Below are 26,831 nucleotides of genomic sequence, written 5' to 3'. Positions count from 1 at the left end.
CATGGACTGCACCGGATCCGCACTTGTGCGCTGCCCCGACTGCGCCAGCGACATGGCAAAAGCCCAGCATGATCGGATGACCGATTACATGGCGACCATGCACCTGCCCCAGCCTGCGGTCCTTGCCCGGCTGACGCTGGAAGAGCATACGGCGCTGTCTTTCCTGTCGGAGGATGAAGGTGGCCTGACGTCGCAGATCGCAAGCGCCTGCGGGCTCCTTATACGGGGCAGGTGCCTCCCGCAGGCCAAGAACATGCTTCGCCGCCTGGAGCGCTGGGGTCTGGTCGACAAAGGCGATACCCGCCCCGGCCATTATGCTTTCTGGACCATAACGGATGCAGGCCGCCAGGCGGTGCATCTATGACCGCTGCGCCTTGGGCCTTTACGACTGAGGAACACTGGTCCGCGATCGTCGCCGTTTGCGAGCAGCGCGTGGCCCTATGGGCCGAAGAGATCCGCAAGGTCGGCAATGGCGATAAGCGCTGGCGTCTGACTGAGGCCCGCGACGTCGATATGGCGCAGTGGCACATCCTTGCCGTGCTGATCGCTCGTAAGCTGGGAATCCCCACGCTGGATCGAGCAGAACTCACCGGCATAGGCCGGCCACCCAACCCGACCGATCGGGAAGGCTGGCTTGCCATCGTCGCGACCGCGCGCCGCGCGCTCGATAACGCCGCCGACCGCGATCATCTGCCGATCTTCCGACAACTCACCCTCATTTGGCGCTGGGCGCATCTCTACGTCCATGTCTGGGCACTGCCCGTCCTCGATCTGCGCGCCGCAACCATTGAGCAAAGGAACGCGGCATGAAAACCTTCCGCATCAGCGTGACGCAGACGATAGACGTCACGTTAGATGAAACCAAGTTCGATGAAACTTTCATGAGTGAACTTTGGGCTAGCTTCTATCCCTTCTACGACCTGCAAGAACATGCCGAGCATATCGCCCAGCTTCAGGCGCGCGGCGTCATCGAAGCCGACTCCGTCAGCGGTGATTTCATTGAGGGATATGGCCCGTCCAAGGACATGGGGATCCAAGCGTATGTCCGCGCGACAGATATCGAATTTGAGGCCGAAATCGCATGAGCGGCGAACTAACTTCCCGCCGGAAGGGCAGCACCCGACATCCTTGGGACTGGTATGTCGAGGAAAAATGGGTGACGCATCGCCTGCTCGACATGATCGCACTGGAAACGGACGTCACCTATCTGGACCCGTGCTGTGGTCAGCTACATATTCCCGAAGCGCTGACAGAACGCGGACTTGCCGCCTTATGGTACGGATCTGTTCGACCGCGCCGCCGGGCATCGGCTATTCATGGGGGAACATAATCTGCTGGGCGACCAGCGCCATTTGCTGGAGGCGAGTGGCGGCCTCTCGATCATATTCAATCCGCCATTCTTATTCCAGAACGGCCGTCTAGTGCGCGGTCTGGCGGAGAAATTTATCCGCCGCGCTCTGTCGATCGCCACGCATAAGGTCTGTGCCCTGCTGCCCCTGAAATGGCTGGCAAGTGAAGGCCGATATCGGCTTTTCACGGACGAGACGCCGATCGGCGTGTGGATCCTGTACGAACGGCCGTCGATGCCGCCGGGCAACATCATCAAGCAGTTGGGCGATGACGCATACGATCATGGCAAGATCTACTATATGTGGGTGGTATGGGACAAGCGTCGCGCTCCCATGACAGATTTCCAAGGGCGGCCTTTCGCTCCGACCTTCTGGATCCCGCCGCGCGATGAGATCGCGGGCAAAGCGGAAAGGAAATTGGCGGCGTGAGCGGCCCTGTCCTGTTGACACCAGAGGAGGCGGCTGAGCGCCTCCATATCAGTGACAAGACCTTGCGCCGCATCCGCCAGCAAGGTCATATCCGTTATGTAGCGCTAACTGAGCGCAAGATTCGCTATCGACCGGAGGATTGCGACGCCTACGTGGCGAGCCGCATCCGTGAGGATGAACAATGTCAGTTTACAAAACGCCAAAATCAACGAACTGGCAATACGACTTCCAATATCGTGGTCGGCGATTTCACGGTTCGACGGGCAAAAAAGCGAAAAGGGTTGCCGAAAGGGTAGAGGCGCAGATGAGGGCAGAAGCTGCTCTCAACGTTAAGCGCAAGAAGCCGATCACCCTGGATGAAGCTGCCGGTCTGTACGAACAGAAGCTGCGCAAAGAGGAACGGTGGAGCAAATCGACCGAGACATGGCTTGACAGTTTCGTCAACGCGATCGGCCACAACACATTTTTGGCCGACATAGACCATGTCGATATCGGCACTTATTTCCGCAAGCGCACCGCGCTGGTCGAAGGCTAAAGCGTCAATCGAGAAATCGACGTCGCTCGCGCATTTTGGCGGGCGACTGAACGCGCCAAATATGATGTCGGTGAAATGCCGGACTGGAGCGCGATGCGCTACGCGGTCAAGGAGCATGATCCGCGCGAACTGCAATTCGATGAGGAAGACCGGCTCTTCCTCTCCATCCGCGAGGACTATCAGCCATTCGTCAAATTCGCGCTGCTGTCAGGCTGGCGCGTGTCGGAAGTCCGCACTCTGTTATGGTCCGATCTGGATTTACCCGCCAAGGTCGCATGGCGAACCGTTAAGGGCGGTAACCGCATCAAACGCCCGCTGACCACAGACATGATCGTTTTGGTCGCCACACAGTCGCAGGCCTGCCCGCAGGTGTTCACGTATGAGTGCCAGCAGAACCGCCAGAGCGCCGCAAGGGCGAACGATATCCAATTTCCAAGGATGGGTGGCGCAAAGTCTGGAGCGAAGCCCTGACGGCCGCCAAAATTGACGGTTTCCGCTTCCATGATCTGCGCCACACGCGCGGGACGCGGATCCTCCGCCAGACCAGCAATCTGGCCGCTGCCCAAAAGGCCTTGGCACACAAGAACATCCGTACCACGTTGCGTTACGCACACGCCTTCGATGACGATGTTCGCAAGGCGCTAGAGGCTTCGGAGTCCCGGAATAGTCCCGGAGCGGAAATCAAAAAAAATAAGAAAAGCCAAGCATCTTAGTGGCTTAAGCAGTGCACGGATTTTCCTTGTAAACGAGACGCTCTACCAACTGAGCTAATCGCCCCCTCTCGGGAGAGGGCCTATCTAAGCGAAAAAGTCGGGCCGTCAAGCGTAAGCGTGAGACTGCGATCAGGTGGCGATCAGGTGGCGATCAGGCGGCGGCAGGCGCCGAACCAGCGGGTCAGCGCTTCTGTGGCTTCGTGCGCCAGGGCGATGAAAACGCGGCGGCCGTCATGCGGATCGGCCTGGCGCTCCACCAGCCCCTTGTCGGTCAGGGTGCGTATCCAGCGCAGGGCCGTGGTCGGCGGTACGGCGGCGGCGATGCACAGGCTCGATACCGACACCCGCTCATGTTCCAGCCGCGCGGCCAGCAGGTCCAGCATCATGTCCCAGGCCGGATCGGCGAACAGATCGCCGGGCAGGAAGTCCGCGCGGATGCGCCGGGCGCGGAGAAGGTCGCGAACCTGGGTCGCGGTGATGCTCGGGTCGCCCCTGTCCGCCGATGATGCCACGGTGCCGACAGGCGCGCCGATCGGCGCAAGCGCAGGCATTCCGATATAATCGCTTGGCCTGTCGGAAATGCGCGGGCCAAGGTCGAAGCTGGGCATCGCCATGCCCGTCCGTTCCGTCAGCGCGTCGAGCGTGCGGGCGAGGCGACCGACCTCCTCGCTCAGCCGCTGAAGCCGGGCGCCCTCACGATCAACCTCATGCACCTGGCCTGCTGCGGGTCGATGTTCGCCCGCTGCGACCAAAGCGGCGGCCAGTTCGGTGCGGTCGGGATCGCACAGCAGCTGGCTGTGCGGGCTGCGCAGGCAGGCGAAGGCCAGTTCGACAGTCTCCCATCCGGCGACGAGAATGACGGCCATGCCATTCTGGATCGCCTGGGTTTCCACCTGCACCAGCAGTCGTTCCAGCAACGGCGTCATCGACGGGCAGAAGAGGAGAATGCTATCGCATTGTGCCTGAAGATCGAGCCGGACGGGCGCATCGTCCAATGGCGTGACGCCAAGCAGGCGGAAGCCGGCTGCATCCGCCACCGGTTCCAGATCGGTACCCTCCATCCGGTCCGCCACGACCAGCAGGCTGGGCCGTTCATCACGCGGCGCGAGGGGCGGCGTAGATCCCGTCAGGGGCTGGGCGTAGGAAAAATCTTCCATCATGGTCCGACTCCCGTTCTATCTTCGTTCCTAAGAATAAAGCAAGAACGGATCGTTTCAGCCAGGAATTCAGCCATAATGGAGATATTGGGCGGAAAGGCCGCATTGGGGCGGCATACCGGTCCGATATGCGCCCGATATCCGCATGGCGTGCCACCAGATCGACGCAAGAATGGCGGAAGTTTCCTATCCCTTAAACAAGGGATGAAGCTTCCTCCATTCTGGAGTCATTTGTCGTTTCTGCCTTATCTAACCGACGTCGCACGGGCGAAATCGACATAGAGGGTGCGCAGGCGGGAGGCGATCGGGCCGGGCGTAGCGTCGCCGATCGGCTGGCCGTCGATCCGAACTACCGGCAGGCAGAGGGTGGAGGCACTGGTGATGAAGGCTTCCTTCGCTGTCAGGGCTTCTTCGAGCGTGAAGGGGCGGCGGATGACGGCCAGGCCGCTTTCCTCCGCCAGCGCGGTCAGCGCCGCGCCGGTGCAGCCGGCCAGCACCGCCTGGCTGTAGGGGCGGGTGACGATCCCTTCGTCGGTGACGATGAAGGCGGTGGAAGAGGCGCCTTCGGTGACGAAGCCATCCTCTATCATCCAGGCTTCCTGCGCGCCGGCCGCCTTGGCTGCTTGCTTGGCCATGGCCTGGGCGAGCAGGCCGACGCTCTTGATGTCGCGTCGTGCCCAGCGCAGGTCGGGCATGGTGGCAACGGATATGCCAGTCTTCACACCGGGCAGATCGACCACAGCCTTGTCCTGCATGAACATGAACAGGGTCGGTTGCAGGCCGGGCGCGGCGATGAAGTCCCGGCTGGCATCCGCCCCGCGGGTGATCTGGAGATAGACAAGGCCTTCGGTCAGGCCGCTGCGGACGACCAGTTCCTTCTGAGCGGCCTCGATCGCGTCGAGAGACAGGGGCAGGGGGATGCCGATGGCGGCCGTGGACCGTTCCAGCCGGGCCAGATGGCTGGCGCTGTCGACCAACCTCCCGTCGATCACGGCCGCCACTTCATAGATGCCGTCGGCAAAGAGGAAACCGCGATCGAGGGGCGAGATGCGGACATCTTCGAGCGGCAGGAAGGCACCGTTCAGATAGGCGACGGACATGATAGGGGCGATCCTTTGATCTGGTTTGGGCGTGTCTGGCCGCTGCTTTTGCCGCTCGCGCGGGCGGGGTCAAGGGCGACCGGGATGGCGCGCCAAAATAGGATTTGCCCGCCTTAACTTCGCATATTTCCCGCTAATCGCGACATGGAATTTCCTATGTCGGACATAATGTTGCGAGCGATGCCGCGCCGCACGGCCGGTTCTTGGAAAGCGCCGCAGCGATCATAGCGGGACAGCGCAAAGTAGGACAGGCGCACCGGTGTTGACGCCGTGTAACCTTGAAGTTACATGTAACCTATGGGTTACGTGGAGGTTGACATGACGACGATGGTTGCGGATCGGGCGGAACGTTTGGCCCGGCGAAGATCGACCGCGGCGATCGTGATGGGGACGATATTGATCGTGACCCAGTCGCAGCGGATGGACGATGGCGGGGCAGGTCCGGTCAGTTGGGGCGTCACAGGCCTGGTGATCGCGCTGTTCATGCTGTGGGCCAGTGGCTTGTTCCGCGATCCGCGCCTGCGCGGCATGCTGAATGACGAAGGCAGCGACATGAACCGGCGGCGATCGTTGATGATCGGATTCTGGAACATGCTGGCGACGGCGATGGTCTGCTATGCGCTGTCTTTCCTGAAGGATTATGGCCCGCGCGACGCGATCCAGATCATCATGACGGTAGGCATCAGCTCCGCACTGATCAGCTTTGGCGTGTCGGAACGGGTGTCGATCCATTCATGACCGAGCGGCTGCTGAACGGACTGCGGGAAGAGCGCGACCGGCTTGGCCTGACGCAGGCGGACCTGGCGCAGCGCGTGGGTGTGTCGCGCAAGACAATCAATACGATCGAAAATCTGGTCTTTTCTCCCTCCGCCTTGCTGGCGATCAGGATTGCGCGGGTGATCGGCAAACCGGTCGAAACGCTGTTCTGGATAGGGGATGCGGGGTGAATCGGGGGTAGGGCCTGTTTGGCCTATGGCTGGGATGGGTAGGGCGTAGGCTGTCGGCTTCAGCCCTGAAAAACCCGTCATTCCAGCGAAAGCTGGCATCTCAGGCGTGGATATACTGCATAAATGGATAGCGCTAGATGGCTATACTCCCTTTACTGTCGCCTGAGACCCCAGCTTCCGCTGGGTGACGGCTATGGAGCAAGCTGGAAATCCCCATCTCAGGTCCGTTTGTGGTTTACGCCGCCTTGCCCTTCAATGCCTTTTGTCGCCGCCGTTGCACCGACGACCCGATCCCCAGTGCCTCGCGATATTTGGCGACGGTGCGGCGGGCTATGTCCATGCCCTTGGCGCGCAGCAGGTCGACCAGCGTGTCGTCGGACAGGATGGACTGCGGGTCTTCCGCGCCGATCAGCGCCTTGATATGGCTTTTCACCGCTTCGGCCGAGACGGAGCCGCCGTCGCCACCCGATGACGCCACGCCGCTGGTGAAGAAATATTTGAGTTCGTAGAGGCCGCGGGGGCAGGACAGATATTTGTTGGAGGTGACGCGGCTGACAGTGCTTTCGTGCATGCCGATCGTGTCGGCCACGGCTTTGAGCGTCAGCGGTTTCAGATGGGCGACACCCTGCTGGAAGAAGGCTTCCTGGGTGCGGACGATCTCGCTCGCCACTTTGATGATCGTCTTTTGCCGCTGGTCCAGCGCCTTCACCAGCCAGTTGGCGCTGGCGAGGCAATCGGCGAGCCAGGCCTTGGCCGTCTTGTCCTGCGGGCCGCTCACCAGTTCGACATAATAGCTGCGATTGATGAGGACGCGGGGCAGGGTGGCGCTGTTCACCTCGACAGCCCAGCCCTCGCGGGTGGGCCGTACGAACAGATCGGGCGTCACCGGCGCGGCGCTCATCTGCGAAAATTGCAGGCCGGGTTTCGGGTCATAACCGCGCAGTTCCGCGATCATGTCTGCCATATCTTCCTCATCCACGCCGCAGATACGGCGCAGCTGGGGCAGCGCGCCCTTGGCCAGCAGGTCGAGATTGGCGAGCAGCCGCGCCATGCAGGGGTCGTAGCGGTCGGCTTCCCTGGCTTGCAATGCGAGACATTCGGACAGGCTGCGCGCGCCGACGCCGGTGGGATCGAATGTGTGGATGACGCCCAGCACCCGCTCGACGTCGAAGAGGGGGATGCCGAGGCCATGGGCCGTCTGGAGCAAATTTGCCTCCAGATAGCCCGCTTCGCTGATCTGGCCGATCAATTGGGTGGCGATCAGCAGGTCGATGCCCGACAGCGTGGCGCGGGCCTGTCCCATCAGATGTTCCTGCAAGCCGATGTCGGGCGCTGCGAAACTGTCGAAGTCCGGCGCGTCCTCGGCATAGCTGCCCGACAATGCGTCCGTGCCGCCGCCGCTGGCGCCATGGGCTTCGGCCATGCCATCTGCCATCCGGTCGCCGGGGCCATCGTCGATGAAACTGTCCGCGCCATGATCGACGTCGAGCGGGCTGTCGGCCGCGCCCAGCCCCTGCGCGATCAGATCGTCCGCACCACCGGTTTCGGCGGACAGGGTTGGCGCCTCGACCATCTGGTCGATACCGTTGGGCGCAGGCGGGCCGTCATCCCCGCCACCCGATTCGAGCAGCGGATTTTTTTCCAGTTCGCCCGCGACGAACGCCTCGATCTCCAGATTGGACAGCGCCAGCAGCTTGATCGCCTGCTGGAGCTGGGGCGTCATTACCAGAGACTGGCTCTGGCGGATGTCCAGGCGCGGGCCGAGCGCCATTATGCGCCGCTCCGATCATAAAGAAGGGCGCGCGTGTGGATCATATCAAAGCTGGAAATTCTCGCCCAGATAGAGGCGGCGCACGTCGGCGTTGGCGACCAGCTCGGTCGGATTGCCGGCAAAAAGTACCTGCCCGCCATAGATGATGCAGGCGCGGTCGACGATTTCCAGCGTCTCGCGCACATTATGGTCGGTGATGAGCACGCCGATGCCCCGCGTCTTCAAATCCTTCACCAGATCGCGAATGTCCGCGATCGAAAGGGGGTCGATACCGGCAAAGGGTTCGTCCAGCAGCACGATCGACGGATTGGCCGCCAGCGCGCGCGCGATTTCGCAGCGGCGGCGCTCACCGCCCGACAGCGCCATGGCGGCGGAATCGCGCAGGCGCGTGAGGCCGAATTCGGATAGCAACTGTTCCAGGCGGGCGGCGCGGGCGGTCTTGTCCGGCTCCGCCTGCTCCAGCACGGCGCCGATATTCTGCGCCACGGTCATGCCGCGAAAGATGGAGGTTTCCTGCGGCAGATAACCCAGGCCCAGGATCGCGCGCCGATACATGGGCAGGTTGGTGATGTCCTGCCCGTCGAGAACGATGCGGCCATGGTCGGGGCGCACCAGGCCCATGACCGAATAGAAGCAGGTCGTCTTGCCCGCACCATTGGGACCGAGCAGGCCGACGACTTCCCCCTTGCCCACGGTCAACGATACGTCCGACAGGACGACGCGCTTGTCATAGCTTTTGGCGATCGAGATGACCGACAGGCCTTCCCCCACTTCATGCGGGATTTGCGGGCGCTGCGCCGTCCGGTCCTGAGTCACCACGTCGTTCATGCGTCTTGTCCTTGCAGCCGTTCATTCGGGCACGCGGAGAAATTGGTACGCGCACGGCAGTTGGCAAGCTTTGTGCATGGGATCGCCGCGGGGGCAAGGGGGAAAATCGCGAAAGGGGCCGCAAGAAGGATGGGCGGGGGTAAAATTCGCGCCTTTATCGCCCGGTCAAATTCGCCCCTTTTGTTGCCGGCGAATCACTGCATTCCGTCCCGCCGTGCCGGCGCGGGCTCGACAGGGCGTTGCCGATGCGGGATCAGCGGAGGCGTCTATTTCCATCCGGGTTAATCCACAATTCATGTCCGTTTTCGGCGGAATAGCGTGGGTTTGCGGATCGCTCCATTCGACTGGCAGGACGCACGGCCGGTCAGAATTTCATTGTCGGGCTTTCCGCGCTCGGCTTCGACTGTTGCGGCTGTGTTACCAATAAGGAGAAAAACATGTCGCCCTCTATGACGAAAATGGCCCCGCTGGCCGTCGTTCTGATCGGTTCGCTGGGCCTGGGTGGCTGCGCCACGAAGGGGTTCGTCCGTGAACAGGTCGCGACCGTCAATCAGCGCGTCGATGCGCTCGATGCGAAATTGCAGACCACCGATGGCACTGCCCAGCAGGCTCTGGCAGAGGCGCAGTCGGCGTCCGGCCAGGCGCAGCAGAACAGCCAGCGCCTCGACCAGCTGAACGGTCGCGTCGATGGAGTCGAGCAGCAGCTTCAGGCCGCCCAGCGCAAGCGCGCGCGCAACTGACCCCGCGGGGCGGCTTCAAGCATCGCATGGCCGGCGGGCTCCCTCCGCCGGTTCATGACGATGCGATCATAAAGCGGATGTGCAACATTCGTTGCCACCGACCCCCGTCGGTGTGCGTCCGTGCCATAAGATCATGACCTTTCCGGCCGGCGTCTTCCCCCTAGGACGCCGGCCGCTTTGTGCCAGAACCTATTCATGAGTGTAGATAAAAAATGATCCGTGCTTTTCTGGCGCTGGCGGGATTTGCGCTCGTCACCGCCGTTCCGGCCGAGGCCGCCGTCAAGAAGCCTGCGCCCAAATCCGCTACCGCCAAGAAGAAGGCGGCGAAGACGAAGTCGGCGCCCGCCGCCGCGACGGTGGAGGCGCCGCCGCCCATATTGTCGGATGGCACGACCCGCGTGGTCGATTGGGTGGGCTCGGCGAAGGACAATCACGCGCTGCCCTATATCGTCATCGATAAACAGGGGGCCGCCGCCTATCTGTTCGATGGCAAGGGCAAGATGCTGGATCATGCACCGGTGCTGATCGGCATCGCGCCGGGCGACGATGCGACGCCGGGGATCGGCGCCAAGAGCCTGGCTGAAATCGGCCCTGCGGAAAAGACGACGCCGGCCGGGCGTTTCCTGGCGAAGTTCGGCGTGGCGGCGGGCAGGCAGCGCGTGCTGTGGGTCGATTATGCCACCTCTGTCGCGCTGCACACCATCCCGCCGGGCAATCCCAAGGAGAAGCGCAAGGAGCGCATGCTTTCGCCGGAGATCGAGGATAATCGCATCACCTTCGGCTGCATCAACGTGCCCAAGGTCTTTTATACCAAGGTCAGCCCGCTGTTCCGGCGCAAGGGCGGCTATGTCTATATCCTGCCGGACAGCAAGCCGATCGAAGAGGTATTTCCCCGGCTGCGGGTCCAGCCCTTCCTGAATGCCGCCCGCTCCAGTGATATGGGCTGAGGGGCCGATCAGTCCGCGAACAATTTGAATTCGGCGAGGCGGGTCGCCTTGCCCCTGGCCTGGGTGAAGCGCAGGCGGACCTTGCTCGTCTGCAATCGCGGCCAGCGGACGTCGGTGATGCCGTTGGCGACCGGGCTGCCCGTGGGTGTAGCGATGTCGCGCCAGGCGCCGTCCACCCAGGCCTGAAGCCGGTAGTTTTGCGGTACGCCAAAACCCTTGCCATCCGCGAAGAAGGCGAGTTCGGCGCGGCTGAGGTCAGTGGGCTTGCCCAGATCGATCGCATACCATTGATCGGCGGACGAGGGTGCCGAGGACCAGCCATTGGGCAGTTCCGGGAAGAACCAGACGCGACCGTCGATCGCATCATGGACATTTTCGACGTCGCCATTGCTGGATGCCGAGCCGATCGGGAATTGGCCGCGGACCAGTTGCACCGCCCGATTGATCGGGCGCTGGATGGCGGGCGCGGCGGCGCGGGACACCGGGACTTCGATCCGTCCCAGCGTTTCGCGGTGGGCGACCGGCTGACCATCCACGTCGATGAAGAGGCCCTTGCCGCGCCTGTAATGACTGCCGTCCGCGTCCCATGTCACGGCGACCCTGTGGCCATGATAGGGGACGTCCTGCACCCGGAACCAGGCCAGCGCCTGCGGATCGCGGGCGTCGGGCAGAAGCGGGTTGACCTCCAGCACATCGTCGGCGCGCGGGCGGATGCCGACCAGACCGGTCAGGATCAGGTCGTTGAAGCCGGAATGGAAATAATGGTGGCTGCGGTCGAGGCCGACGATCGGCTTGCCGGTTTCGGGGTGATAATCCTCCTCGATATCGAGGCGCCTAGACTGACCGGCCCCCTGATAGTGGAGCGCTGCATATTGGCGCAGCAGGCGCATATAGGCGCTGCGCGTGACCGGGCCGGTCTGCTTTCGGTGATCCAGCAAATTGGCCATGCCGTGCAGCACCTGCGTCGTCTGGTACGGCCAGACCGGGCCGTTCCACTGACATTCCGGGGCGCTGCCCAGATAGCGATATTGGCGCATATAATATTCGTAATTGGCCTCCACCGTGCGCATGCCCGCCTTGCCGGCGAGCGAGGCCGGGTCGAGCAGATGGGCCCAGGCAGCCGCATATCTGGCGTCGTCGGGCACCAGGTCGAACATCCAGGGGAGGTAGCCGACCAGTTCGCGATTGCGGATCGGGTCCCAATATTTGACGAAGTCGGTCTTCGACTGGTGGCGGTCGATGAAATGGCCGAGCTTGTCGCTCCACAGATCGTTCAGCACGCGCTTTTGCAGGGCGTCGGCGCGGGCGGCATAGTCGGCGGCCATGGCCTTGTCGCCCGCCATCTCCGCCATTTTCGACAGTGCGCGGGCATTGGCGAACATATAGCTGTTGACCGAGGGGCGGAAAGCGTCGCCGCCCCTGAAGCCGTCCTTGCCGCCCGATGCGTCGATGGAGGAAACGGTATATTCGGTGGCGTCCAGCAGCGGCTCGACGAAGTACAGCCCCTTGGCGAAGTCATATTTATCGTCCCACAGGCGATAGATATGGTTCATCACCGGCAGATGTTCGATCGCGTCACCCCGGTCGCCATCGACAAGATAACGGCCCCAGACGCTGTCGGCCATATGATCGGTGAAATGGCGGTCGTTGCCGCCGCTGCGATACATGAAGTTGATATAGTCGTCGGCGAAGCGGCGGTCGTTCAGCCAGCGCCCCTCGCCGATATGGAAACCACTGGCGTCGTTCAGGCTGGCATAGGGATGGCGTTGCCAGTCGACATCGTCGAAAAATTCGGTGGTGATATAGCCTTCGGCGCCCAGATCGCGCTGATGCCCGCGATAGAGCGCCCAGCGATAATAATAGACCGCGTCGAGTTTCGGGTCGGCGGATTCGAAGAAGGGGATGCGGTCCCGATACCAGGGCGCGTCGTTGCCGAAGCGCTGGGCGGCGATGGCGGCGGTGTCCATCGTGGATGGCGGCGCCGACGCCGCGCCGATGCCCATCAGGGCTGCGCCTGCCAGCAGGATCATCTTCATCGCGCGCATCGGTCATACCCTCTGTAGCATAAACAAATATGGCGGCCGTAGCGGGACTGGAGAGCATCCCGATACGGCCGCCATGTTATGAGGCACGACGAGGAGACGCCGCGCCCCATGGGCACTTATTTGAAGGTGTAGCGGACACCCAGCGCGAAGGTACGCGCCAGCAGGGTGGTGCCGAGGTTGAACTGGTCCGGACCGCCCACATCTTCGAACTTATAATAGGTCTGCTGCTTCGACTTGGTGAGGTTCACCGCGTCGAAGGTCACGCCCAGGCGGTCGTTGACGTTCCAGGTGAGCTGAAGATCAAGACTCTTTTCCGGGTTGCGCCACACGCCGATCGGGTTGGCGAACAGGCGAGCTTCGTTGTTTGCCAGGAACTCCTTGCGCCAGATATAGGACAGGCGGGCGCCGATCGGGCCGTTATCATAGGCCAATGTGGCGTTGTAGCTGAGGTCCGATACGCCGAAGAAGGACGAAGTGGATTCCCCGGTGACGACGCCGGCCGAATTGGTTTCGGGAATATTCTGCTTCGAATCCAGGACGGTCACGCTACCCACGAAGCCCAGACCGTTCAGCGGACCCGGCAGATAGCTGGGGAAATAGGTCAGGCCCAATTCCAGCCCCTTCAACACCCCGTTGGATGCGTTGACCGGGCGAGTGATGGCGAAATTATCCGTCGCGCCGGCCACGATGCCGTTGTTGGGAATATATTCCTGAACGGTGAGCGGAACGACCAGCCCCTGAATCTCGCGACGGAAGGCCGTCAGCGTGATGGCGCTGTTGCGTTCGAAATACCATTCCAGCGCCGCGTCGAAATTCTTCGAATGTGTGGGCTTGAGGCCGGCCGTGCCCGCCGTGCCGCTGCCATAGCCGACATTGGTAAGGTCGCCGGTCAGGTTGTAATTGGGGTTGATGTCGGTGAAGTTGGGGCGACGCAGCGTTTCACCATAGTTGAAGCGCAGGCGCAGATTGTCGAAAATCTCGTACCGCGCGGTGAAGCTGGGCAGCCAGCGATCCGAGCCAGACGATACGCTGGTCCGCGCACCACCATTATAGCGGTCGAAGAAATTATAATCGGTATCGACCGTCACATAGCGGGCGCCAGCCTGTAGTTTCAGCGGACGGCCGAAGATCGAGATTTCGCCATCGACCTGCAAATACATGGCAATGGTGCTTTCATCGATGTCGAACACCTTTTGAAGCGACAACTGCTCCGACGTCGGCAGGCCGTAAAGACCGCGAACCGTGTCGGCATTGTCGTGCAGCCAATAGCCGTTGGCCAGCGTCCAGCTGGTGGGGACGTCCGCGCCGCCCTGGTAGAAGTCGGAATTGGTGAAGGCGGCGCCCTGACCCAGACCGGCCAGCGAGGTTGCCGTCAGCGGAGCGCCTGCATCCTGCGTGCGCAGTGCCGTCGATGCCTTGCGCTGGTCGATACGGATGCCGGCCTTGATCTGACGGATGAAGCCTTCGTCCCAGGTATAATAGCCGTCGAGCGTGCCGGTGATGGCGCTGCCCTTGTCACGATTGGCATTGTCGTACAGTTGCGCGACATTCCAGACGCTGGGGTCGGTCAGCAGGCTGTCGTCGTTGAAATGATAGGAAGGGATGCCGCCGCCCGCATTATAGTCGACATTGATCTGGCTGGCGACGCGATCGGTCCGCATGGCCATGAACGACGATTGCACCTTGCTGGTCTGATAGGCGATGTCGCCGACGATCTTGCCGCGATCGCCCAGATCCCACTTGCCGTTCAGGGCATAGACGAAGCTGTCGGTCTTGCTCTTGGTATAATCGCCGCTGTTGAAGCCATAGACATTGTTGGCCGTGCGCGACTTGACGATGTTGGTCCCGTCATACAGCGTCGGAGCAACCGGATTGTCCCAATAATCGACGAAGCTGAATTGCAGGCTGTTGAAGGTTTCGCCGCGATAGCCAGCATAGAAGACTTCGGCGGTATAGACCGAACTGCTGTTGGGCGCCCATTGCAGAGCGACGTTGAAGGACGGACGTTCCCGCTTGCCATAGAGGTCGGAGCTGAACACCGCATCGCGCGAGAGATAGTAGGGGGTTTCCACACCGTTGACGAGCATGGTCGAACCGGCAGCCGTCGGCAGGCCGCTGTTGAGGCCGGGATCCCATGCGCCCAATGCCGGAGCCTGTCCAAATTCACCGGTGATCGGATCGCGGCCAACCGGGAAGATGCGCTGGAACGCGCTGAGTCCGGTACCGGCGGTCGGGTTCATGTCGGCAAAGGGCACCAACGCGCCGGCGGTGACGGTCTGGTCGCGATATTTGGTGCGGGTATAGCTGCCATTCACCAAAATGCCGATGTCACCGATGCCGGTTTCCCAGCGGTCGCTGACCAGCAGCGCGACGTTGGGGTTATAGGTGTCGGCCTGTTCATTGTAGATGCCGCGCGCCAGGCCGGAAATGGCAAAGCCGTCGAAATCGAAGGGGCGGCGGGTCTGCACGTCAACCTGCCCGGCCAGGCCGGTTTCAATCTGGTCGGCAGAGCGCGTCTTGAACACATCGACACGGTTGACGAGGTTGGCCGAAATATCCTGAAGCGAGAAGGCCTGACCGGCAGCGGTGAAGATGTTGCGGCCATTGAGGGTGGTCAGGGCGTCGGTCAGACCGCGGATCGATATGCCGGCCGCTTCGCCGCCGGTGCGGTTCGTAACCTGAACGCCGGTCACGCGCTGGAGCGCTTCGATGACGTTGTTGTCGGGCAGCTTGCCGACGTCTTCGGACACGATCGAATCGACGATCTGGGTCGATTGCTTTCGGACGTTGAGCGCCCCGACGATCGAGGCGCGGACACCGGTGACGACGATGTCGGCGGCTTCATCCTGCGGTGCGACGGTGGCCGCGTCCTGCGCGTGGGCGGCGCCGGCGAGCATGATTGCCAGGACGGATGCAGTACCGAGTGCGAGCGGCTTGAATGCCATTGGATATCCTCCCCATAAGCTGGCGCATCTACGCCATGCATGAATTACTCAGACTAATTATTGCTCCGACAAATGAATCGCAAGCGGAATTTTGCAGACCATTGCAGTGAAATTTCGGCGATGTGATATTATTGCCGCAGAGCCGGAATAGCGAATTTTCGGCCATGTTTCCGCTACGTTAGCGATGCAAAACGGGCGCCCTACCACTGGCAGGGCGCCCGTTGGGGTTTGAATAGTCGGACTTATGGCGTCAGTCGATATGCCACCAGGCGCTGGGATCGCGGCTTGCAACCAGTGTCAGCTGGTCCGCCGCGATGCCGATCGCCTTGCCTGCCACGGCGATCGATACGAAGCGCGCGGCGTGCAGCGCCTTTTCGTCGAAGCGGACGAATTGGCTGCGCAGGGCGAAGTCCGCGCTTTTGCTGTCCGGTTGCAGGCTGAGCGATCCATCCGCGCCGGCGACCAGAAAATGGTCCGGCATCAATATGGGGGACAGCATGACGCTGCGCGCCCCGGCCCGGCCCGGCATCTGGCGGAACTGGGTTTGCGCCAGCGACGGGTTGCCCACGATCAACGAAGTGCCGTCATGGGCCATCAACTGCTTGGGATTGGTCGAAGAAATGAAGCGTTCGGGCAGCGGGCCATTGCCCACCGGCACGCCGAAATCGGGCGTGCCGTCGGCGGTGTAATAGAGCCGCTGGACGCGGGTGTGGCGGTCCGGGTTGAACAGCGGATCGCCCTGGATCGCCTCATAGTCGCGGCCATGATAGACGAGGATGTCGCGGCCCTGCTCGTCCACGGTGAAGCTGTTATGGCCGGGGCCATAGACGCTGGTGGCTGTGTTGGTGACGAAGACCGGCTGGGGCGATTTCGTCCAACTCCTGGCGTCGAGCAGGTCGGCATTTTCATCCGCCGTCAGCAGCCCCAGGCAATAGCGCGCATCGGTGGCGCTGGCCGAATAGGTCATGAACAGGCGGCCGTTGCGATGCAGGACGGCGGGGGCTTCGGCGACCTTGTATCCGCGAATTTCCCAGTCGAGCGTCGGCACGGTCAGGCGCGTGACCTTCTCGCCCAACTTCAGCGGGGATTCCAGCTTGGCGATATAGAGGTTGCTGTTCGTGTCGATCCCCGGTTCGCGCTGCGCCCAGGCGAAATAGCGAACGCCCTTGTGCACGAAGCTGGTCGAATCCAGGTTGAAGCTGTCCCAGGGCGTTTCCAGTTCGCCCAGCAGGCTCCATTTGCCGGTCATCGGATCAGGGCCGTCGCAGATGACGGCATAGGTGCGGATGCGGAACACATCGTCGCCCCCGCCGCTGGGGCCTGCGGCGAAATACATGATCCATTTGCCGTCGATCTGATGCAGTTCCGGCGCCCATATGAAGCCGGAGCGCGGGCCGCTTTCCTCATGGCGCCACAGCACCGCTTCCTTCGCGGTGGTCAGGCCTGCCAGCGTCTTGGACCGGCGCAGGACCAGGCGATCATATTCGGGGACGGAGCCGGTCAGATAATAGATGCCGTCGTCATGACGGAAAACCTGCGCATCGGCACGTTGCTTGACCAGTGGATTGATGGGGCCGGGTGCAGCCGCAGGGGTCGACGCGGCGCGGGCGATGCCCGGCACGGCAGAGAGGGCGGCGGCGGTGCCGATGAAGCCGCGGCGGGACAGGGTGAAGGGCATCAGAATCTCTCCGAATAGGTCAGTCGGACTGAAGGGGGTCAATATTGTGCTTGTGGCCAGCCGTCAGCCCCCCAGCGCACCGGGGCGATGCGCAAGGTGGGGGCGCCGTTCGCCTGGCGGTCATAGGCGTGATAGACGACATAGTCCTTTCCGTCCTTGTCGTGCAGCCAGCCGGCATGGCCGGGGCCACGGAACCGCTGCTGTTCCTGAAGGTCGGCGCGCAGGAAGATGGTGCCGCCACCGTCCATCAGGGGGCTTCCGTCCTTGCCCAGATAGGGGCCGGTAATGTCCCTGGAGCGGCCCATCACGGTGTAATAGGTGCTGTTCACGCCCTTGCAGCAATAGTCGTAGCTGACCATCAGCCAATAATAGCCGCCATGATCCACGATGAAGGGCGCTTCGACCGGGGCCGGGCCGCCGGCGGGGGCGGGGCGACGGGCGATGCTGACAGGCTTTGCTTTGGGGTCTTTAGGCTTGCCGCTCTTCGGGTCCAGTTCGAACAGCTTGATGCCGGTCCAGAAGCTGCCCAGCGACAGCCAGTGACGGCCGGTCCGGTCGATGATGAAACTGGGGTCGATCGCGTTGTAATCGCTGTCCTTTGTGGACATGACGACGAGGCCCTCGTCGCGCCAGGCATAATTTTTGGCCTTGGGGTCCAGCGTCGGGCTGGTGGCAAGGCCAATGGCGGACCGGTTGGAGCCGAAGGTCGAGACGGAATAATAGAGGCGGTAGCGGCCGTTTACATAAGAAATATCGGGCGCCCACATGCCGTCGCTGCCGGGGATCGCTTCCTTGGCCCAGGCAGGCAGGGCGGTGAAGATCGGGTCGCCTGCGGTCCAGTGGATCAGGTCTGGCGAGCTGCGCGTTTCGATCAACCGCTTGCCGTGGCCGGTGCTGAACACATGATACGTGTCGCCTTCGCGCGCGATCACCGGATCATGGGTGGGGACCAGGTCGCCGGTCAGGCGATCGTTGAGCGTCGCGGCCGGAGCGGGCGCCGATTGGGCGCAGGCCGATGTGGTGGTCGCGAACAGGGCGAGGCCCGCCAGCGTGAACATGATCTGCCGGGTCATCCGGGCCTCTCCTTATCGTCAGCGTCAAGCCCCTGCCGGCTGGCAGGGGCTTGACGGCAGGGGATGGAGCGGGCGGTTATTCCACCCACCGCCCGCTCCAAACAGTTTAGTTCAGTTCCAGGACCACCACCGACTTGGCCGGCAGCGTCACGGTCAGCGTACCGCCGCTGACCTGCGCGCCGGTGAAGGCGATGGGCTTGACGGTTTCGGGCGCGTCGAACGTGTTGTGGGAATTGATGGCGCCGGCAGTCAGCACGCGGCCGGTGACGGTCGCGGCATCGAGGCCATCCAGCTTCACCGTCACCGTGTTAGGCTGGTTCGGGTCGAGGTTGGACAGGCCGACATGTACCTTGCCATCCTTGCCCTTCACGGCCGATCCGCTGACGGCGGGCATGGTGAACTGATCCTTGGCATACCAGGGGGTCTGGATGTCGATCGGCAACACGGTCGCATCCTGCCAGGGCTTGTACATTTCGAAGACATGATAGGTGGGCGTCAGCACCATCTTCTTGCCTTCGGTCAGGATCATCGCCTGAAGCACGTTCACCATCTGTGCGATCGCGGTCATGCGTACGCGGTCGGCATGCTTGGCGAAGATGTCGAGGTGGATCGACGCGATCAGCGCGTCGCGCAGCGTGTTCTGCTGGCGCAGGAAGCCTGGATGCGTGCCTTCGTCCTGCGCATACCAGCTGCCCCATTCGTCCACCGCCAGGAAGACGCGCTTGGCCGGATCATATTTGTCCATGATCGCGCTGTGCTTGGTGATCAGCTCGTCCATCTTGCGTGCGCCGTTCAGCGCATCGGCCCAGCCATTTTCGTCGAAATTGACGGCGGGCGCGCGCGGCGGCCATCCACCGGCGGGATGGACATAATAATGGAGCGATACGCCGTCGAGCTTGTCGCCCGCCACCCGCATCATCGTTTCGGTCCAGTTGTAATCGTCGACATTCGCGCCAGCGGCGATCTTCAGGATCTTGGTATCGCGCGGGGCCTTGACGAACGTCGCGTAGCGGCGGGTTTCGTCTGCGGCGAATTCGGCGCGCATATTGCCGCCGCAACCCCACAATTCGTTGCCGACGCCGAAATAGGGGACGGCCCACGGCGCCTTGTGGCCGTTCTTGGCGCGTTCATCGGCCAGGCTGCCGGCGGGCGAGGTCATATATTCGACCCACTCCGCCATTTCCTGCGGCGTGCCGTTGCCGACATTCCCGGCGATATAGGCCTGTGCCCCGACCTGACGGATCAGTTCGAAAAATTCATGCGTGCCCACGCTGTTCGGTTCGGTCACGCCGCCCCAATGAGTGTTGATCTTGACCGGGCGCTTGTTCTTCGCGCCGATGCCTTCACGCCAGTGATATTCGTCGGCGAAGCAGCCGCCGGGCCAGCGGATGATCGGCACCGACAGATTTTTCAGCGCCGAAATGACATCGTTGCGGAAACCGTTGGTGTTGGGAATCGACTTGTCGTTGCCGACATAAAGGCCGCCATAGATGCCGTTGCCCAGATGTTCGGCGAACTGGGTGAAGATCGCCTTGTCATAGACCGCGCCGGGCTTGTCGGCGTGGATGGTCGCTGTGGTCGGCTTGCCGTTGGTGTCGGCGACGGCGGTGGTCGTCGCCAGCGCGCTGGCGCACAGCAACAACGCAGCGGTGGTGCGGCGCAGAGATTTCATCATATTCCTCTCCCTGTTGGAATTTAGTCGTGAAATGCTTCGGTCGTTTCGCGGGTGCCGCGCAGGAAGGCGTCGGCGACCAGACGCAGCGGGCTGGTATCGACATCCGATCGGCCACCCCGGATCAGCGTGGCGAAACGGGCATAGAGGCCCGCATATTCGACATCTTCGCCATGGTCCGTGCCGCTGGGCAGCGTCAGCACCGCGCCGCCATGGCTGAGCTTGAGCGTCCCGGCGTCGGTATCGACGACGATGTCCCAGCTTTGCGGGCCGGTCTGGCGCCAGTCCAGATCCATGTGGATCGGCGCGCCCGCCGTATCGCGGAAGGCAAGGTCGGCGGCGATCGGCGCGGCGCGATTTTCCGGCAGCACCAATGTCGCGTCCTTCAGGAAGAAGGGGCGCGGCAAGATATGAGTGACGATCGAGAGCGCATTGATGCCCGGATCGAACACGCCAAGGCCGCCGGGCTGCCAGATCCATGCCTGTCCCGGATGCCAGACGCGGACATCCTCCCGCCAGACGATCGATACCTTGTCGATCCGGCGCTCGGCCAGCCAGGCCCGCGCCGGGGCGACCCCGGCGGCGAAGCGGCTGTGCCAGGCGGCGAACAGACTGACGCCGACCTTGTCGGCCTGCGCCTTCAGGGCTTCCACCTCGGCCAAAGTCGCGCCAGGCGGCTTTTCGAGGAAGAGGTGGATGCCCTTTTTCAGCGCCTGCGTCGCCAAGTCATAACGAACCTGCGGCGGGGTGCAGAGCGCGATGGCATCTACCGCCGGCCCTTTGGCGAGCAGGTCGTCCAGGCTGGCATGATGGGGCACGCCGTCCAGGCCGGCATCATGCGGGCTGACGGTGGCGGCCAGGCTGAAGGCGCTGTTGCCCAGAATCGCGGGCACATGCTGATCGCGCGCGATCTTGCCTATGCCCACGATCGCGATGCGGATCGGGTCCATGTCGACGGGTTCAGAGCTGCTTGACGGCGACCTGAACGGGGGCAGCGCGCTTCAGCGCATTGCGCACCGGCAGGGTGAAGGGCGCCGCGATGATTTCGAACACATCGCCTTCCTGCGGCACGATGCCGTCGCTGAAAGACAGGGTCGCGGTGCCGAAGAAATGGACATGCACGTCGCCGGCACGACGGAACAGGTCATATTTGAAATGATGATGTTCCAGGTTGGCGAAGCTGTGCGACATATTGCCCTCACCCGACAGGAACGGCTTTTCCCAGATCGTTTCGCCGTCGCGGATGATGCGGCTGGCGCCTTCGATATGTTCGGGCGGGGTGCCGACCAGCAGTTCCGGGCCAAGCGCGGCCTGACGCAGCTTGCTATGGGCCAGCCACAGATAATTATGGCGCTCGGTCACATGGTCGCTGAACTCGTTGGCGAGCGCGAGGCCGAGGCGATAGGGGGTGCCGTCCTCACCGATCAGGTATATGCCGGCCAGTTCGGGTTCCTCGCCGCCATCCTTGGCGAAGGCGGGCATGGTGAGCGCGTCGGTCGGGCCGACCAGCTGAGACCCGTCGCCCTTGTAGAACCATTCGGGCTGCTGGCCGGTTTCGCCGGCTGCCGGCTTGCCGCCTTCCAGCCCTTCCAGGAACATGCGCATCGAATCCGTCTGCTTTTCGACGGCGGCGGCTTCGCGGTGCATCTTGTCACGACCTTCGGCCGAACCGAGGTGGGTGAGGCCCGTGCCGGTCAGCTGGACATGGGCGCCATCGTCATGATCGATGGGGGCGAGCAGGCGATTGGCTTTGAATTCGGCGGCGATGTCGATGGCGTCACCCTTGCCGGCGGCATCGACCGCGGCGGTAAGGTCGATGCCCTGCGCGATTGCATGCAGCGCCAGCGCGCGGATGGTGGTGAAGCCAGGCACCAACCAGGCAGCGTCGCCCTGAGCGGCGATGACCGACCGATCGCCATTGTCCGAACGGTGCTGCAACAGGCGCAATGTCATGAAAACTCTCCTCCCGCGCGCCTCAAACATGGCGCTCAATCCAACATGCAAGACGTTTCGCCGCAGGCCCGCCATCGCCATGATGACGCGGGCAGCAGCGGTGAATCCGGTAATTACTCCGACATATTACAGGATGATGGTAATGGCAATGCTTGTGTTGTAGCGAAGCTTGTGCCTCATTGGGGAGAGGCAAGAGGAGCGGAAATGGTGAAGGAAAATCCGTCTTTGCACAGGGATGAGACGGACAATGGCGGCGGAGCCAAGGCGGTCCGGGGACCGGGGCGTCGGCTGCATGGCGCGATCGCGCATAAATTGGGCATGGCGATCTTGTCCGGCCAATATGCGCCCGGCGACACGCTGTCGGGCGAGGTGGCCTTTGCCGAGGAGCTGGAAGTGTCCCGCAGCGCCTATCGCGAGGCGATCCAGGTTTTGACCGCCAAGGGGCTGGTGGAAAGCCGGCCCAAGGCGGGGACGCGCGTGCTGCCGCGCAATCGCTGGAACCTGCTCGATCCCGAAGTGCTGGCCTGGGCCTTTGCCGGGGAGCCGGACATTCAATTCGTGCGCGACCTGTTCGAACTGCGTGCGATTGTGGAACCGGCGGCCGCGCGGCTGGCGGCGCAGCGGCGCGACAAGGACGATCTCAAGATCATGAAGGATGCGCTCGCTGCGATGCGCCGCCACACGCTGGCGACCGAGGCTGGGCGCGCGGCGGACCGGGATTTCCACAATGCGATATTGAACGCGACCCGTAACGACGCGCTGCTGGTGCTGACCGCCAGCATCGGTGCGGCGGTCAACTGGACGACGCAATATAAGCAGCGCGCCCGCGCCCTGCCGCGCAATCCGATCCCCGACCATGTCCGCGTCTATGACGCGATCGCGGCGGGCGATCCGGTCGCGGCGGCCGAGGCGATGGGGGTGCTGGTCGATCTGGCGCTGGAAGATACGGCGAGTGCGATGGGAACAGGACAGTAAAAAGGCCGGAGCGGTAATCCGCTCCAGCCTTTTGCGTTCCGAAGTGCGACCCTTGGCTTTATTTCGCCGCGACCTGCTGGTCGGGCAGCGCGTTGGTCGTCTTCGACCCCCACAGGGCGTAGAAGAGGACGTAGAGTTCGCAGGCGGCGGTCAGCAGGAAGCTGGTCTGCAACCCATAATGGTCTGCCAGATAGCCCTGCACCACCACCAGCGCGCCACCGGCGATCGCCATGATGAGCAGGCCCGATCCTTCCTCGGTCAGAGGCCCAAGCCCCTTGATGCCCAGCGTGAAGATGGTCGGGAACATGATCGAGTGGAACAGGCCGACCAGGATCAGTGACCACATGGCGACCGGGCCGGTGGTAAAGACCGTGACCAGCATGACGACGAAGGCGCCGATCGAGAAGGCGGCGAGGACATGGCCGGCGTCGAACTTCTGCATGATCGCCGAACCCGCGAACCGGCCGACCATCATGCCACCCCATAGCAGCGACAGATAGTTGCCGGCCTGCTCATGCGTCAGGTTGGCGATGGTGGGCTGGCTGACGAAGTTGATGAACAGGTTGGCGACGCCGATTTCCGCGATCAGATAGATGAAGATCGCGGGGATGCCGAACACCAGGTTGCGATGGTTCCAGAGCGAATATTTCTTGCGCTCTTCCTTGTTATGGCGCTGCGTCGCGTTGCCCATGGCGGGCAGCGGGAAGCGGGCGATGACCACGGCCAGCACGGCCAGAACGATCGCGACCAGAATATAGGGCAGGACCACCGACTGGGCGTCTGCCAGCCGTTCGGCCTGTGTCAGGACCACCTCGCCCTGCGCCGTGCCACCCTTCGACCGGCCCAGGATCAGATAGGCGCCGAACATCGGGGCCAGCATCGTGCCGGCCGAGTTCATCGCCTGCACCAGATTGAGGCGCGAAGAGGCTGTTTCCGGCTTGCCGACGACCGCGACATAGGGGTTGGCGGCGACCTGGAGCAGGGTGATGCCGCTGGCGATCACGAACAGCATGACGAGGGTTACGCCGTAGGAGGGGATAGACGCCGCGACCGTCATGCCCAGCGCGCCGGCCGCCATGACGAGCAGGCCGGTGACCATCGACTTTTGATAGCCGACCCGTTCGATCAGCTTGGCCGACGGGATGGAGGCGACGAAATAGGCGATGAACCAGACCGATTCGATCAGGGTCGTCTGGGTGTAGCTCAGCTCGAACACGCTGCGCAGATGCGGCAGCAGCGTGTTGTTGATGACGGTGATGAAGCCCCACATGAAGAAGAGGCTGGCAAGTAGCGCGAGGGCAGGGCCGTAGCGTGTGCCGGGGTTATGCGTTGCGACAGGCGCAGCGCCAGACGAGATCGGTCCTGCCATTCATCCTTCTCCAGTGCAGTTCCAGTAGCAGGCCGCCCGATCAAGGGTTGCGCCTGCTTATTTTGTCGGAGTATATCTCCCTCAACCGCCCGTCAATGGGCGCAAGTCATCGGGAGGAAGTCCATGCGAAAGGTCGTCGATTTGAAAACAGCGTTGTCATACGCGCTGGCCCTTGGTCTCGCAAGCGGCTCGGCGCTTGCTGCCGAAGCCAGCCGCGCCCCCGCAGGAACGGCCAATGGTGCTGCGGTCGAGACGATTACGCTAAAGAACGGCGCGGGTGTTTCGGCCAGGATCCTGACCTATGGCGCGACGCTCCAGTCCCTGTCCGGTCCGGACAAGGATGGCAAGAGCGCGGACGTGCTGCTGGGCTATGACGACCTCAAGGACTATGTCGATCATCCCAATTTCTTCGGTGTAACCGTGGGCCGCTATGCCAACCGCATCGCCGGCGGCAAGTTCAGCCTGGACGGCAAGGCCTATCAGCTTCCCCTCAATGACAAGGTCAATACGCTGCACGGCGGCGGCAAGGGCTTCGACAAGCAGCTGTGGAAGGTGGTGTCCTTGAAGAGCGGTCCCAAGGCCAGCCTGGTGCTGGGCCTGACCAGCCCCGACGGCGATTCGGGCTATCCCGGTAAGCTCGACGTGACCGTCACCTACACGCTGGACGAGGCCGGCAACCTTGGCATCGCCTTCGACGCGAAGACCGATAAGCCGACCATCGTCAACATGACCAACCATGCCATCTTCAACCTTCAGGGCGAAGGCTCGCCCGATGGTGCGATGGGCCATCTGCTGACTATTCCCGCCAAGGCCTATACGCCGGTGGACGCGAACCTTATCCCCACAGGTGAGCTCAAGCCGGTCGAAGGCGGCGTGTTCGATTTCCGCAAGCCCCGCCGCGTGGCGGATGGCCTGCGCGATGGCCGCGATGCGCAGATCATCGCCGGTCGGGGCTATGACCATAATTGGGCGCTGGACAAGGGGCTGACCAAGACCCCGCAACTGGCCGCGCGGCTGGAAGATCCGATGTCGGGCCGCGTGCTCGAAGTGCTGACGACCGAACCGGGCGTGCAATTCTATACCGGCAACTTCCTGGACGGCACCTTCATCGGCAAGCAGAGCCATGTGTATCGCATGGGCGACGGCATCGCGCTGGAGCCGCAGAAATTCCCCGATGCGCCCAACAGGCCCAACTTCATTTCGGCCCGTGTCGATCCCGGCAAACCCTATCATCATGAGATGATCTATCGCCTGTCGGTGGCGCGCTGATGCCGGAGTGGCGGCTGATCGAGCGCGATGTCGCTGACACATTGGGGGAGGGGACGCTATGGTCGGCGCGCGGGAACGCGGTCTTTTGGGTCGATATCCTTGCGCCGGCCTTGAACCGGTTGTCGCTGGAAAGCGGCGCGGTAGAGCGTTTCACCATGCCTGAGCCGCTCGGCTGGGTGGCCGAACGGGAGGCCGGTGGCTTCATCGGCGGCTTCCAGAGCGGCTTTGCCGACATCAGCCTCGACCCGCTGACCATCACGCCTTTTGGCGATCCGGAGCCGCATTTTCCTGGCAACCGGATGAATGATGGCAAGGCGGATGCGCAGGGCCATATCTGGTGCGGTACGATGGACATGGCGGAAGAGCATGACCGCGGCGCGCTCTATCGCCTGGCGCCGAACCGCAGCTGGACCGTGGTGGACAGCGACTATCGCGTGCCCAATGGTCCCTGCTTCTCTCCCTGTGGCCAGTGGCTTTATCATAGCGATACCGCGAAGAAGCAGATGTACCGCTTCCGCCGGACCGAGGATGGCGCGCGTGAGCGCGAACCGTTCATCCAGTTCGGCGAGGAGGACGGCTATCCCGACGGCATGACCGTGGATGCGGAAGGCCATATCTGGGTCGCCCATTGGGGCGGCAGCCGGATCAGCCGTTTCACGCCGGAGGGCAAGCTGGACCGCGCCATCGCCATGCCCGCGCGGCAGGTGACGAACATCACCTTCGCCGGACCGAAGCTCGATCGCATGTTCGTCAGTTCGGCGACCGTGGGCCTCGACGATCCGACCGGATATGACGGTGGCTTCTTCGAGGTCGAGAGCGGCGTATGCGGGTTGCCGACCAACCTTTACGCGGGTTGAGGCGGCCCATCATAGGTGCCGACGGGGCGCGGCTGTCATCAGGCAGCCGCGCCCTTCGTTTATGCCATGCAAATCCGGTTGCGCAGCGATACCGAATCGGCTAGAGCGCCAGGACAACGTTGTCATGCCCTCTCCAAAGTCATGCGATGTTGCGATCCCGGACGGTCCGCTGGCGAACTGCACGCGCCATCGGTCGTCCGGGACGATTTTTCCCCACATCGCTGGTCGATTTTATCTCTGCCACGCACTTGCTTCGTGCGGGGATGGCGGCCTCGTACAGACGGAAAGGCGCATCACGGCGCCGGACTGCCCTTATCGGCGGCGCCAGCGGCGAAACAGCGACAGGCTGAGGACACCGCCGCCCACCAAGGCCGCGATCGCGCCACCGGCAGAGGCGAGCGCCCACGCGCCAGCCGCGAGCAGGCCCGTCAGAAAATCGACGATGATGAGCGTGAGGTGGATCATGATAGGAACAAGAC

The 26,831-nt window shown here is 62.7% G+C and carries 29 protein-coding genes; 16 read left to right on the top strand and 13 right to left on the bottom strand.

Annotated features, from left to right (window positions below; all coding sequences use genetic code 11):
• The 9 genes from AC07UX_RS09960 to AC07UX_RS09920 form a co-directional block, all read left to right on the top strand.
• Positions 1–364, top strand: a 364-nt coding sequence (locus AC07UX_RS09960) for a hypothetical protein (protein ID WP_495191733.1), incomplete at its 5' end; no start/stop codon positions are given.
• A complete protein-coding gene (locus AC07UX_RS09955) occupies positions 361–810 on the top strand; it encodes a hypothetical protein (protein ID WP_495191732.1) in 450 nt (149 codons plus the stop codon). The genes AC07UX_RS09960 and AC07UX_RS09955, both read left to right, overlap by 4 nt.
• Entirely contained in the window at positions 807–1,085 is a 279-nt protein-coding gene (locus AC07UX_RS09950; RefSeq protein ID WP_495191731.1) for a hypothetical protein, read from the top strand. Before AC07UX_RS09955 ends, AC07UX_RS09950 begins: the two co-directional genes overlap by 4 nt.
• On the top strand, positions 1,082–1,330 hold the full coding sequence (locus tag AC07UX_RS09945; RefSeq protein ID WP_495191730.1) for a hypothetical protein: 249 nt from the start codon (positions 1,082–1,084) through the stop codon (positions 1,328–1,330). Before AC07UX_RS09950 ends, AC07UX_RS09945 begins: the two co-directional genes overlap by 4 nt.
• Complete coding sequence (locus tag AC07UX_RS09940) at positions 1,317–1,778, top strand: hypothetical protein (RefSeq protein WP_495191729.1); 462 nt, start codon at positions 1,317–1,319, stop codon at positions 1,776–1,778. The genes AC07UX_RS09945 and AC07UX_RS09940 overlap by 14 nt, the downstream gene beginning before the upstream one ends.
• A complete protein-coding gene (locus tag AC07UX_RS09935; RefSeq protein ID WP_495191728.1) occupies positions 1,775–2,074 on the top strand; it encodes a helix-turn-helix domain-containing protein in 300 nt (99 codons plus the stop codon). Before AC07UX_RS09940 ends, AC07UX_RS09935 begins: the two co-directional genes overlap by 4 nt.
• Before the next feature lie 8 nt (positions 2,075–2,082).
• Positions 2,083–2,313, top strand: a complete 231-nt coding sequence (locus AC07UX_RS09930; RefSeq protein ID WP_495191727.1) for a hypothetical protein — start codon at positions 2,083–2,085, stop codon at positions 2,311–2,313.
• 75 nt (positions 2,314–2,388) lie between these two features.
• Positions 2,389–2,784, top strand: a complete 396-nt coding sequence (locus AC07UX_RS09925) for a tyrosine-type recombinase/integrase (protein WP_495191726.1) — start codon at positions 2,389–2,391, stop codon at positions 2,782–2,784.
• Positions 2,697–3,026: a tyrosine-type recombinase/integrase gene (locus tag AC07UX_RS09920; protein WP_495191725.1), complete on the top strand. Its 330-nt coding sequence runs from the start codon at positions 2,697–2,699 to the stop codon at positions 3,024–3,026. Before AC07UX_RS09925 ends, AC07UX_RS09920 begins: the two co-directional genes overlap by 88 nt.
• A 140-nt stretch (positions 3,027–3,166) precedes the next feature.
• Here AC07UX_RS09920 and AC07UX_RS09915 read toward each other — a convergent pair whose 3' ends face one another.
• Together AC07UX_RS09915 and AC07UX_RS09910 are read right to left on the bottom strand one after the other, a co-directional pair.
• Complete coding sequence (locus AC07UX_RS09915) at positions 3,167–4,186, bottom strand: MarR family transcriptional regulator (RefSeq protein ID WP_495191724.1); 1,020 nt, start codon at positions 4,184–4,186, stop codon at positions 3,167–3,169.
• 242 nt (positions 4,187–4,428) lie between these two features.
• The gene (locus AC07UX_RS09910; protein ID WP_495191723.1) at positions 4,429–5,283 is read right to left on the bottom strand and encodes a D-amino-acid transaminase; all 855 of its coding nucleotides are present in this window, start codon (positions 5,281–5,283) and stop codon (positions 4,429–4,431) included.
• A 318-nt stretch (positions 5,284–5,601) separates the two neighbouring features.
• Between AC07UX_RS09910 and AC07UX_RS09905 the strand changes: the two genes are divergently transcribed.
• Positions 5,602–6,021: a hypothetical protein gene (locus AC07UX_RS09905; RefSeq protein ID WP_495191722.1), complete on the top strand. Its 420-nt coding sequence runs from the start codon at positions 5,602–5,604 to the stop codon at positions 6,019–6,021.
• Complete coding sequence (locus AC07UX_RS09900) at positions 6,018–6,230, top strand: helix-turn-helix transcriptional regulator (protein ID WP_495191721.1); 213 nt, start codon at positions 6,018–6,020, stop codon at positions 6,228–6,230. The genes AC07UX_RS09905 and AC07UX_RS09900 overlap by 4 nt, the downstream gene beginning before the upstream one ends.
• A gap of 235 nt (positions 6,231–6,465) precedes the next feature.
• On the opposite strand, the gene rpoN is transcribed toward AC07UX_RS09900, so the two are convergent.
• The gene (gene rpoN, locus AC07UX_RS09895) at positions 6,466–8,001 is read right to left on the bottom strand and encodes an RNA polymerase factor sigma-54 (RefSeq protein ID WP_495191720.1); all 1,536 of its coding nucleotides are present in this window, start codon (positions 7,999–8,001) and stop codon (positions 6,466–6,468) included.
• A 45-nt stretch (positions 8,002–8,046) separates the two neighbouring features.
• Positions 8,047–8,829 carry an LPS export ABC transporter ATP-binding protein gene (gene lptB, locus AC07UX_RS09890; RefSeq protein ID WP_495191719.1) on the bottom strand — a complete coding sequence of 261 codons (783 nt, stop codon included), beginning with the start codon at positions 8,827–8,829 and terminating at the stop codon, positions 8,047–8,049.
• A gap of 437 nt (positions 8,830–9,266) precedes the next feature.
• Between lptB and AC07UX_RS09885 the strand changes: the two genes are divergently transcribed.
• Positions 9,267–9,569, top strand: coding sequence for a hypothetical protein (locus AC07UX_RS09885; protein ID WP_120250935.1), 303 nt, complete (start codon positions 9,267–9,269; stop codon positions 9,567–9,569).
• A gap of 212 nt (positions 9,570–9,781) precedes the next feature.
• On the top strand, positions 9,782–10,516 hold the full coding sequence (locus AC07UX_RS09880; RefSeq protein ID WP_495191718.1) for a hypothetical protein: 735 nt from the start codon (positions 9,782–9,784) through the stop codon (positions 10,514–10,516).
• An 8-nt stretch (positions 10,517–10,524) separates the two neighbouring features.
• Here the strand turns inward: AC07UX_RS09880 and AC07UX_RS09875 are convergent, their stop codons facing one another.
• The 7 genes from AC07UX_RS09875 to araD1 form a co-directional block, all read right to left on the bottom strand.
• Entirely contained in the window at positions 10,525–12,552 is a 2,028-nt protein-coding gene (locus tag AC07UX_RS09875) for an MGH1-like glycoside hydrolase domain-containing protein (protein WP_495191717.1), read from the bottom strand.
• A 125-nt stretch (positions 12,553–12,677) separates the two neighbouring features.
• Positions 12,678–15,506: a TonB-dependent receptor gene (locus AC07UX_RS09870; RefSeq protein WP_495191716.1), complete on the bottom strand. Its 2,829-nt coding sequence runs from the start codon at positions 15,504–15,506 to the stop codon at positions 12,678–12,680.
• A gap of 250 nt (positions 15,507–15,756) precedes the next feature.
• Positions 15,757–17,184, bottom strand: a complete 1,428-nt coding sequence (locus tag AC07UX_RS09865; RefSeq protein WP_495191715.1) for a family 43 glycosylhydrolase — start codon at positions 17,182–17,184, stop codon at positions 15,757–15,759.
• Positions 17,185–17,222: 38 nt separating this feature from the next.
• The gene (locus AC07UX_RS09860) at positions 17,223–18,257 is read right to left on the bottom strand and encodes an arabinan endo-1,5-alpha-L-arabinosidase (RefSeq protein WP_495191714.1); all 1,035 of its coding nucleotides are present in this window, start codon (positions 18,255–18,257) and stop codon (positions 17,223–17,225) included.
• A gap of 106 nt (positions 18,258–18,363) precedes the next feature.
• The gene (locus tag AC07UX_RS09855; protein ID WP_495191713.1) at positions 18,364–19,932 is read right to left on the bottom strand and encodes an alpha-N-arabinofuranosidase; all 1,569 of its coding nucleotides are present in this window, start codon (positions 19,930–19,932) and stop codon (positions 18,364–18,366) included.
• Between the two features lie 20 nt (positions 19,933–19,952).
• Positions 19,953–20,879, bottom strand: coding sequence for a Gfo/Idh/MocA family protein (locus AC07UX_RS09850; protein WP_495191712.1), 927 nt, complete (start codon positions 20,877–20,879; stop codon positions 19,953–19,955).
• 10 nt (positions 20,880–20,889) lie between these two features.
• Positions 20,890–21,882, bottom strand: coding sequence for an AraD1 family protein (araD1, locus tag AC07UX_RS09845; protein WP_495191711.1), 993 nt, complete (start codon positions 21,880–21,882; stop codon positions 20,890–20,892).
• Between the two features lie 204 nt (positions 21,883–22,086).
• Between araD1 and AC07UX_RS09840 the strand changes: the two genes are divergently transcribed.
• Positions 22,087–22,857 (top strand): FadR/GntR family transcriptional regulator, encoded by a 771-nt coding sequence (locus AC07UX_RS09840; protein ID WP_495191710.1) that lies wholly within the window; start codon positions 22,087–22,089, stop codon positions 22,855–22,857.
• Between the two features lie 58 nt (positions 22,858–22,915).
• Here AC07UX_RS09840 and AC07UX_RS09835 read toward each other — a convergent pair whose 3' ends face one another.
• Positions 22,916–24,226, bottom strand: a complete 1,311-nt coding sequence (locus AC07UX_RS09835) for a sugar MFS transporter (protein ID WP_495191709.1) — start codon at positions 24,224–24,226, stop codon at positions 22,916–22,918.
• Between the two features lie 123 nt (positions 24,227–24,349).
• Here AC07UX_RS09835 and AC07UX_RS09830 point away from each other — a divergent pair, with 123 nt between their 5' ends.
• Both AC07UX_RS09830 and AC07UX_RS09825 read left to right on the top strand, forming a co-directional pair.
• On the top strand, positions 24,350–25,495 hold the full coding sequence (locus AC07UX_RS09830) for an aldose epimerase family protein (protein WP_495191708.1): 1,146 nt from the start codon (positions 24,350–24,352) through the stop codon (positions 25,493–25,495).
• Entirely contained in the window at positions 25,495–26,352 is an 858-nt protein-coding gene (locus AC07UX_RS09825; RefSeq protein ID WP_495191707.1) for an SMP-30/gluconolactonase/LRE family protein, read from the top strand. The genes AC07UX_RS09830 and AC07UX_RS09825 overlap by 1 nt, the downstream gene beginning before the upstream one ends.
• Positions 26,353–26,664: 312 nt before the next feature.
• Here AC07UX_RS09825 and AC07UX_RS09820 read toward each other — a convergent pair whose 3' ends face one another.
• On the bottom strand, positions 26,665–26,817 hold the full coding sequence (locus AC07UX_RS09820; protein ID WP_495191706.1) for a hypothetical protein: 153 nt from the start codon (positions 26,815–26,817) through the stop codon (positions 26,665–26,667).
• Positions 26,818–26,831: the final 14 nt, after the last annotated feature.

This window comes from Sphingobium sp. GW821-FHT02B05 (assembly GCF_059421905.1).
The sequence above is the reverse complement of the archived record's forward strand: the minus strand, read 5'-3'. Positions and strand labels throughout refer to the sequence as shown.

Excerpts from the sequence above, each read along its gene's own strand:
- araD1 (WP_495191711.1), bottom strand. The coding sequence starts at position 21,882 with ATGACATTGCGCCTGTTGCAGCACCGTTCGGACAATGGCGATCGGTCG.
- AC07UX_RS09915 (WP_495191724.1), bottom strand. The coding sequence starts at position 4,186 with ATGATGGAAGATTTTTCCTACGCCCAGCCCCTGACGGGATCTACGCCG.
- AC07UX_RS09955 (WP_495191732.1), top strand. The coding sequence starts at position 361 with ATGACCGCTGCGCCTTGGGCCTTTACGACTGAGGAACACTGGTCCGCG.
- AC07UX_RS09865 (WP_495191715.1), bottom strand. The coding sequence starts at position 17,184 with ATGCCCTTCACCCTGTCCCGCCGCGGCTTCATCGGCACCGCCGCCGCC.
- AC07UX_RS09835 (WP_495191709.1), bottom strand. The coding sequence starts at position 24,226 with ATGGCAGGACCGATCTCGTCTGGCGCTGCGCCTGTCGCAACGCATAAC.
- AC07UX_RS09860 (WP_495191714.1), bottom strand. The coding sequence starts at position 18,257 with ATGACCCGGCAGATCATGTTCACGCTGGCGGGCCTCGCCCTGTTCGCG.
- AC07UX_RS09880 (WP_495191718.1), top strand. The coding sequence starts at position 9,782 with ATGATCCGTGCTTTTCTGGCGCTGGCGGGATTTGCGCTCGTCACCGCC.
- AC07UX_RS09830 (WP_495191708.1), top strand. The coding sequence starts at position 24,350 with ATGCGAAAGGTCGTCGATTTGAAAACAGCGTTGTCATACGCGCTGGCC.
- AC07UX_RS09820 (WP_495191706.1), bottom strand. The coding sequence starts at position 26,817 with ATGATCCACCTCACGCTCATCATCGTCGATTTTCTGACGGGCCTGCTC.
- AC07UX_RS09930 (WP_495191727.1), top strand. The coding sequence starts at position 2,083 with ATGAGGGCAGAAGCTGCTCTCAACGTTAAGCGCAAGAAGCCGATCACC.
- AC07UX_RS09945 (WP_495191730.1), top strand. The coding sequence starts at position 1,082 with ATGAGCGGCGAACTAACTTCCCGCCGGAAGGGCAGCACCCGACATCCT.
- AC07UX_RS09875 (WP_495191717.1), bottom strand. The coding sequence starts at position 12,552 with ATGAAGATGATCCTGCTGGCAGGCGCAGCCCTGATGGGCATCGGCGCG.
- AC07UX_RS09840 (WP_495191710.1), top strand. The coding sequence starts at position 22,087 with ATGGTGAAGGAAAATCCGTCTTTGCACAGGGATGAGACGGACAATGGC.
- AC07UX_RS09905 (WP_495191722.1), top strand. The coding sequence starts at position 5,602 with ATGACGACGATGGTTGCGGATCGGGCGGAACGTTTGGCCCGGCGAAGA.
- AC07UX_RS09855 (WP_495191713.1), bottom strand. The coding sequence starts at position 19,932 with ATGATGAAATCTCTGCGCCGCACCACCGCTGCGTTGTTGCTGTGCGCC.
- AC07UX_RS09940 (WP_495191729.1), top strand. The coding sequence starts at position 1,317 with ATGGGGGAACATAATCTGCTGGGCGACCAGCGCCATTTGCTGGAGGCG.
- AC07UX_RS09870 (WP_495191716.1), bottom strand. The coding sequence starts at position 15,506 with ATGGCATTCAAGCCGCTCGCACTCGGTACTGCATCCGTCCTGGCAATC.
- AC07UX_RS09850 (WP_495191712.1), bottom strand. The coding sequence starts at position 20,879 with ATGGACCCGATCCGCATCGCGATCGTGGGCATAGGCAAGATCGCGCGC.
- AC07UX_RS09825 (WP_495191707.1), top strand. The coding sequence starts at position 25,495 with ATGCCGGAGTGGCGGCTGATCGAGCGCGATGTCGCTGACACATTGGGG.
- AC07UX_RS09950 (WP_495191731.1), top strand. The coding sequence starts at position 807 with ATGAAAACCTTCCGCATCAGCGTGACGCAGACGATAGACGTCACGTTA.
- AC07UX_RS09910 (WP_495191723.1), bottom strand. The coding sequence starts at position 5,283 with ATGTCCGTCGCCTATCTGAACGGTGCCTTCCTGCCGCTCGAAGATGTC.
- rpoN (WP_495191720.1), bottom strand. The coding sequence starts at position 8,001 with ATGGCGCTCGGCCCGCGCCTGGACATCCGCCAGAGCCAGTCTCTGGTA.
- lptB (WP_495191719.1), bottom strand. The coding sequence starts at position 8,829 with ATGAACGACGTGGTGACTCAGGACCGGACGGCGCAGCGCCCGCAAATC.
- AC07UX_RS09900 (WP_495191721.1), top strand. The coding sequence starts at position 6,018 with ATGACCGAGCGGCTGCTGAACGGACTGCGGGAAGAGCGCGACCGGCTT.
- AC07UX_RS09925 (WP_495191726.1), top strand. The coding sequence starts at position 2,389 with ATGCCGGACTGGAGCGCGATGCGCTACGCGGTCAAGGAGCATGATCCG.
- AC07UX_RS09885 (WP_120250935.1), top strand. The coding sequence starts at position 9,267 with ATGTCGCCCTCTATGACGAAAATGGCCCCGCTGGCCGTCGTTCTGATC.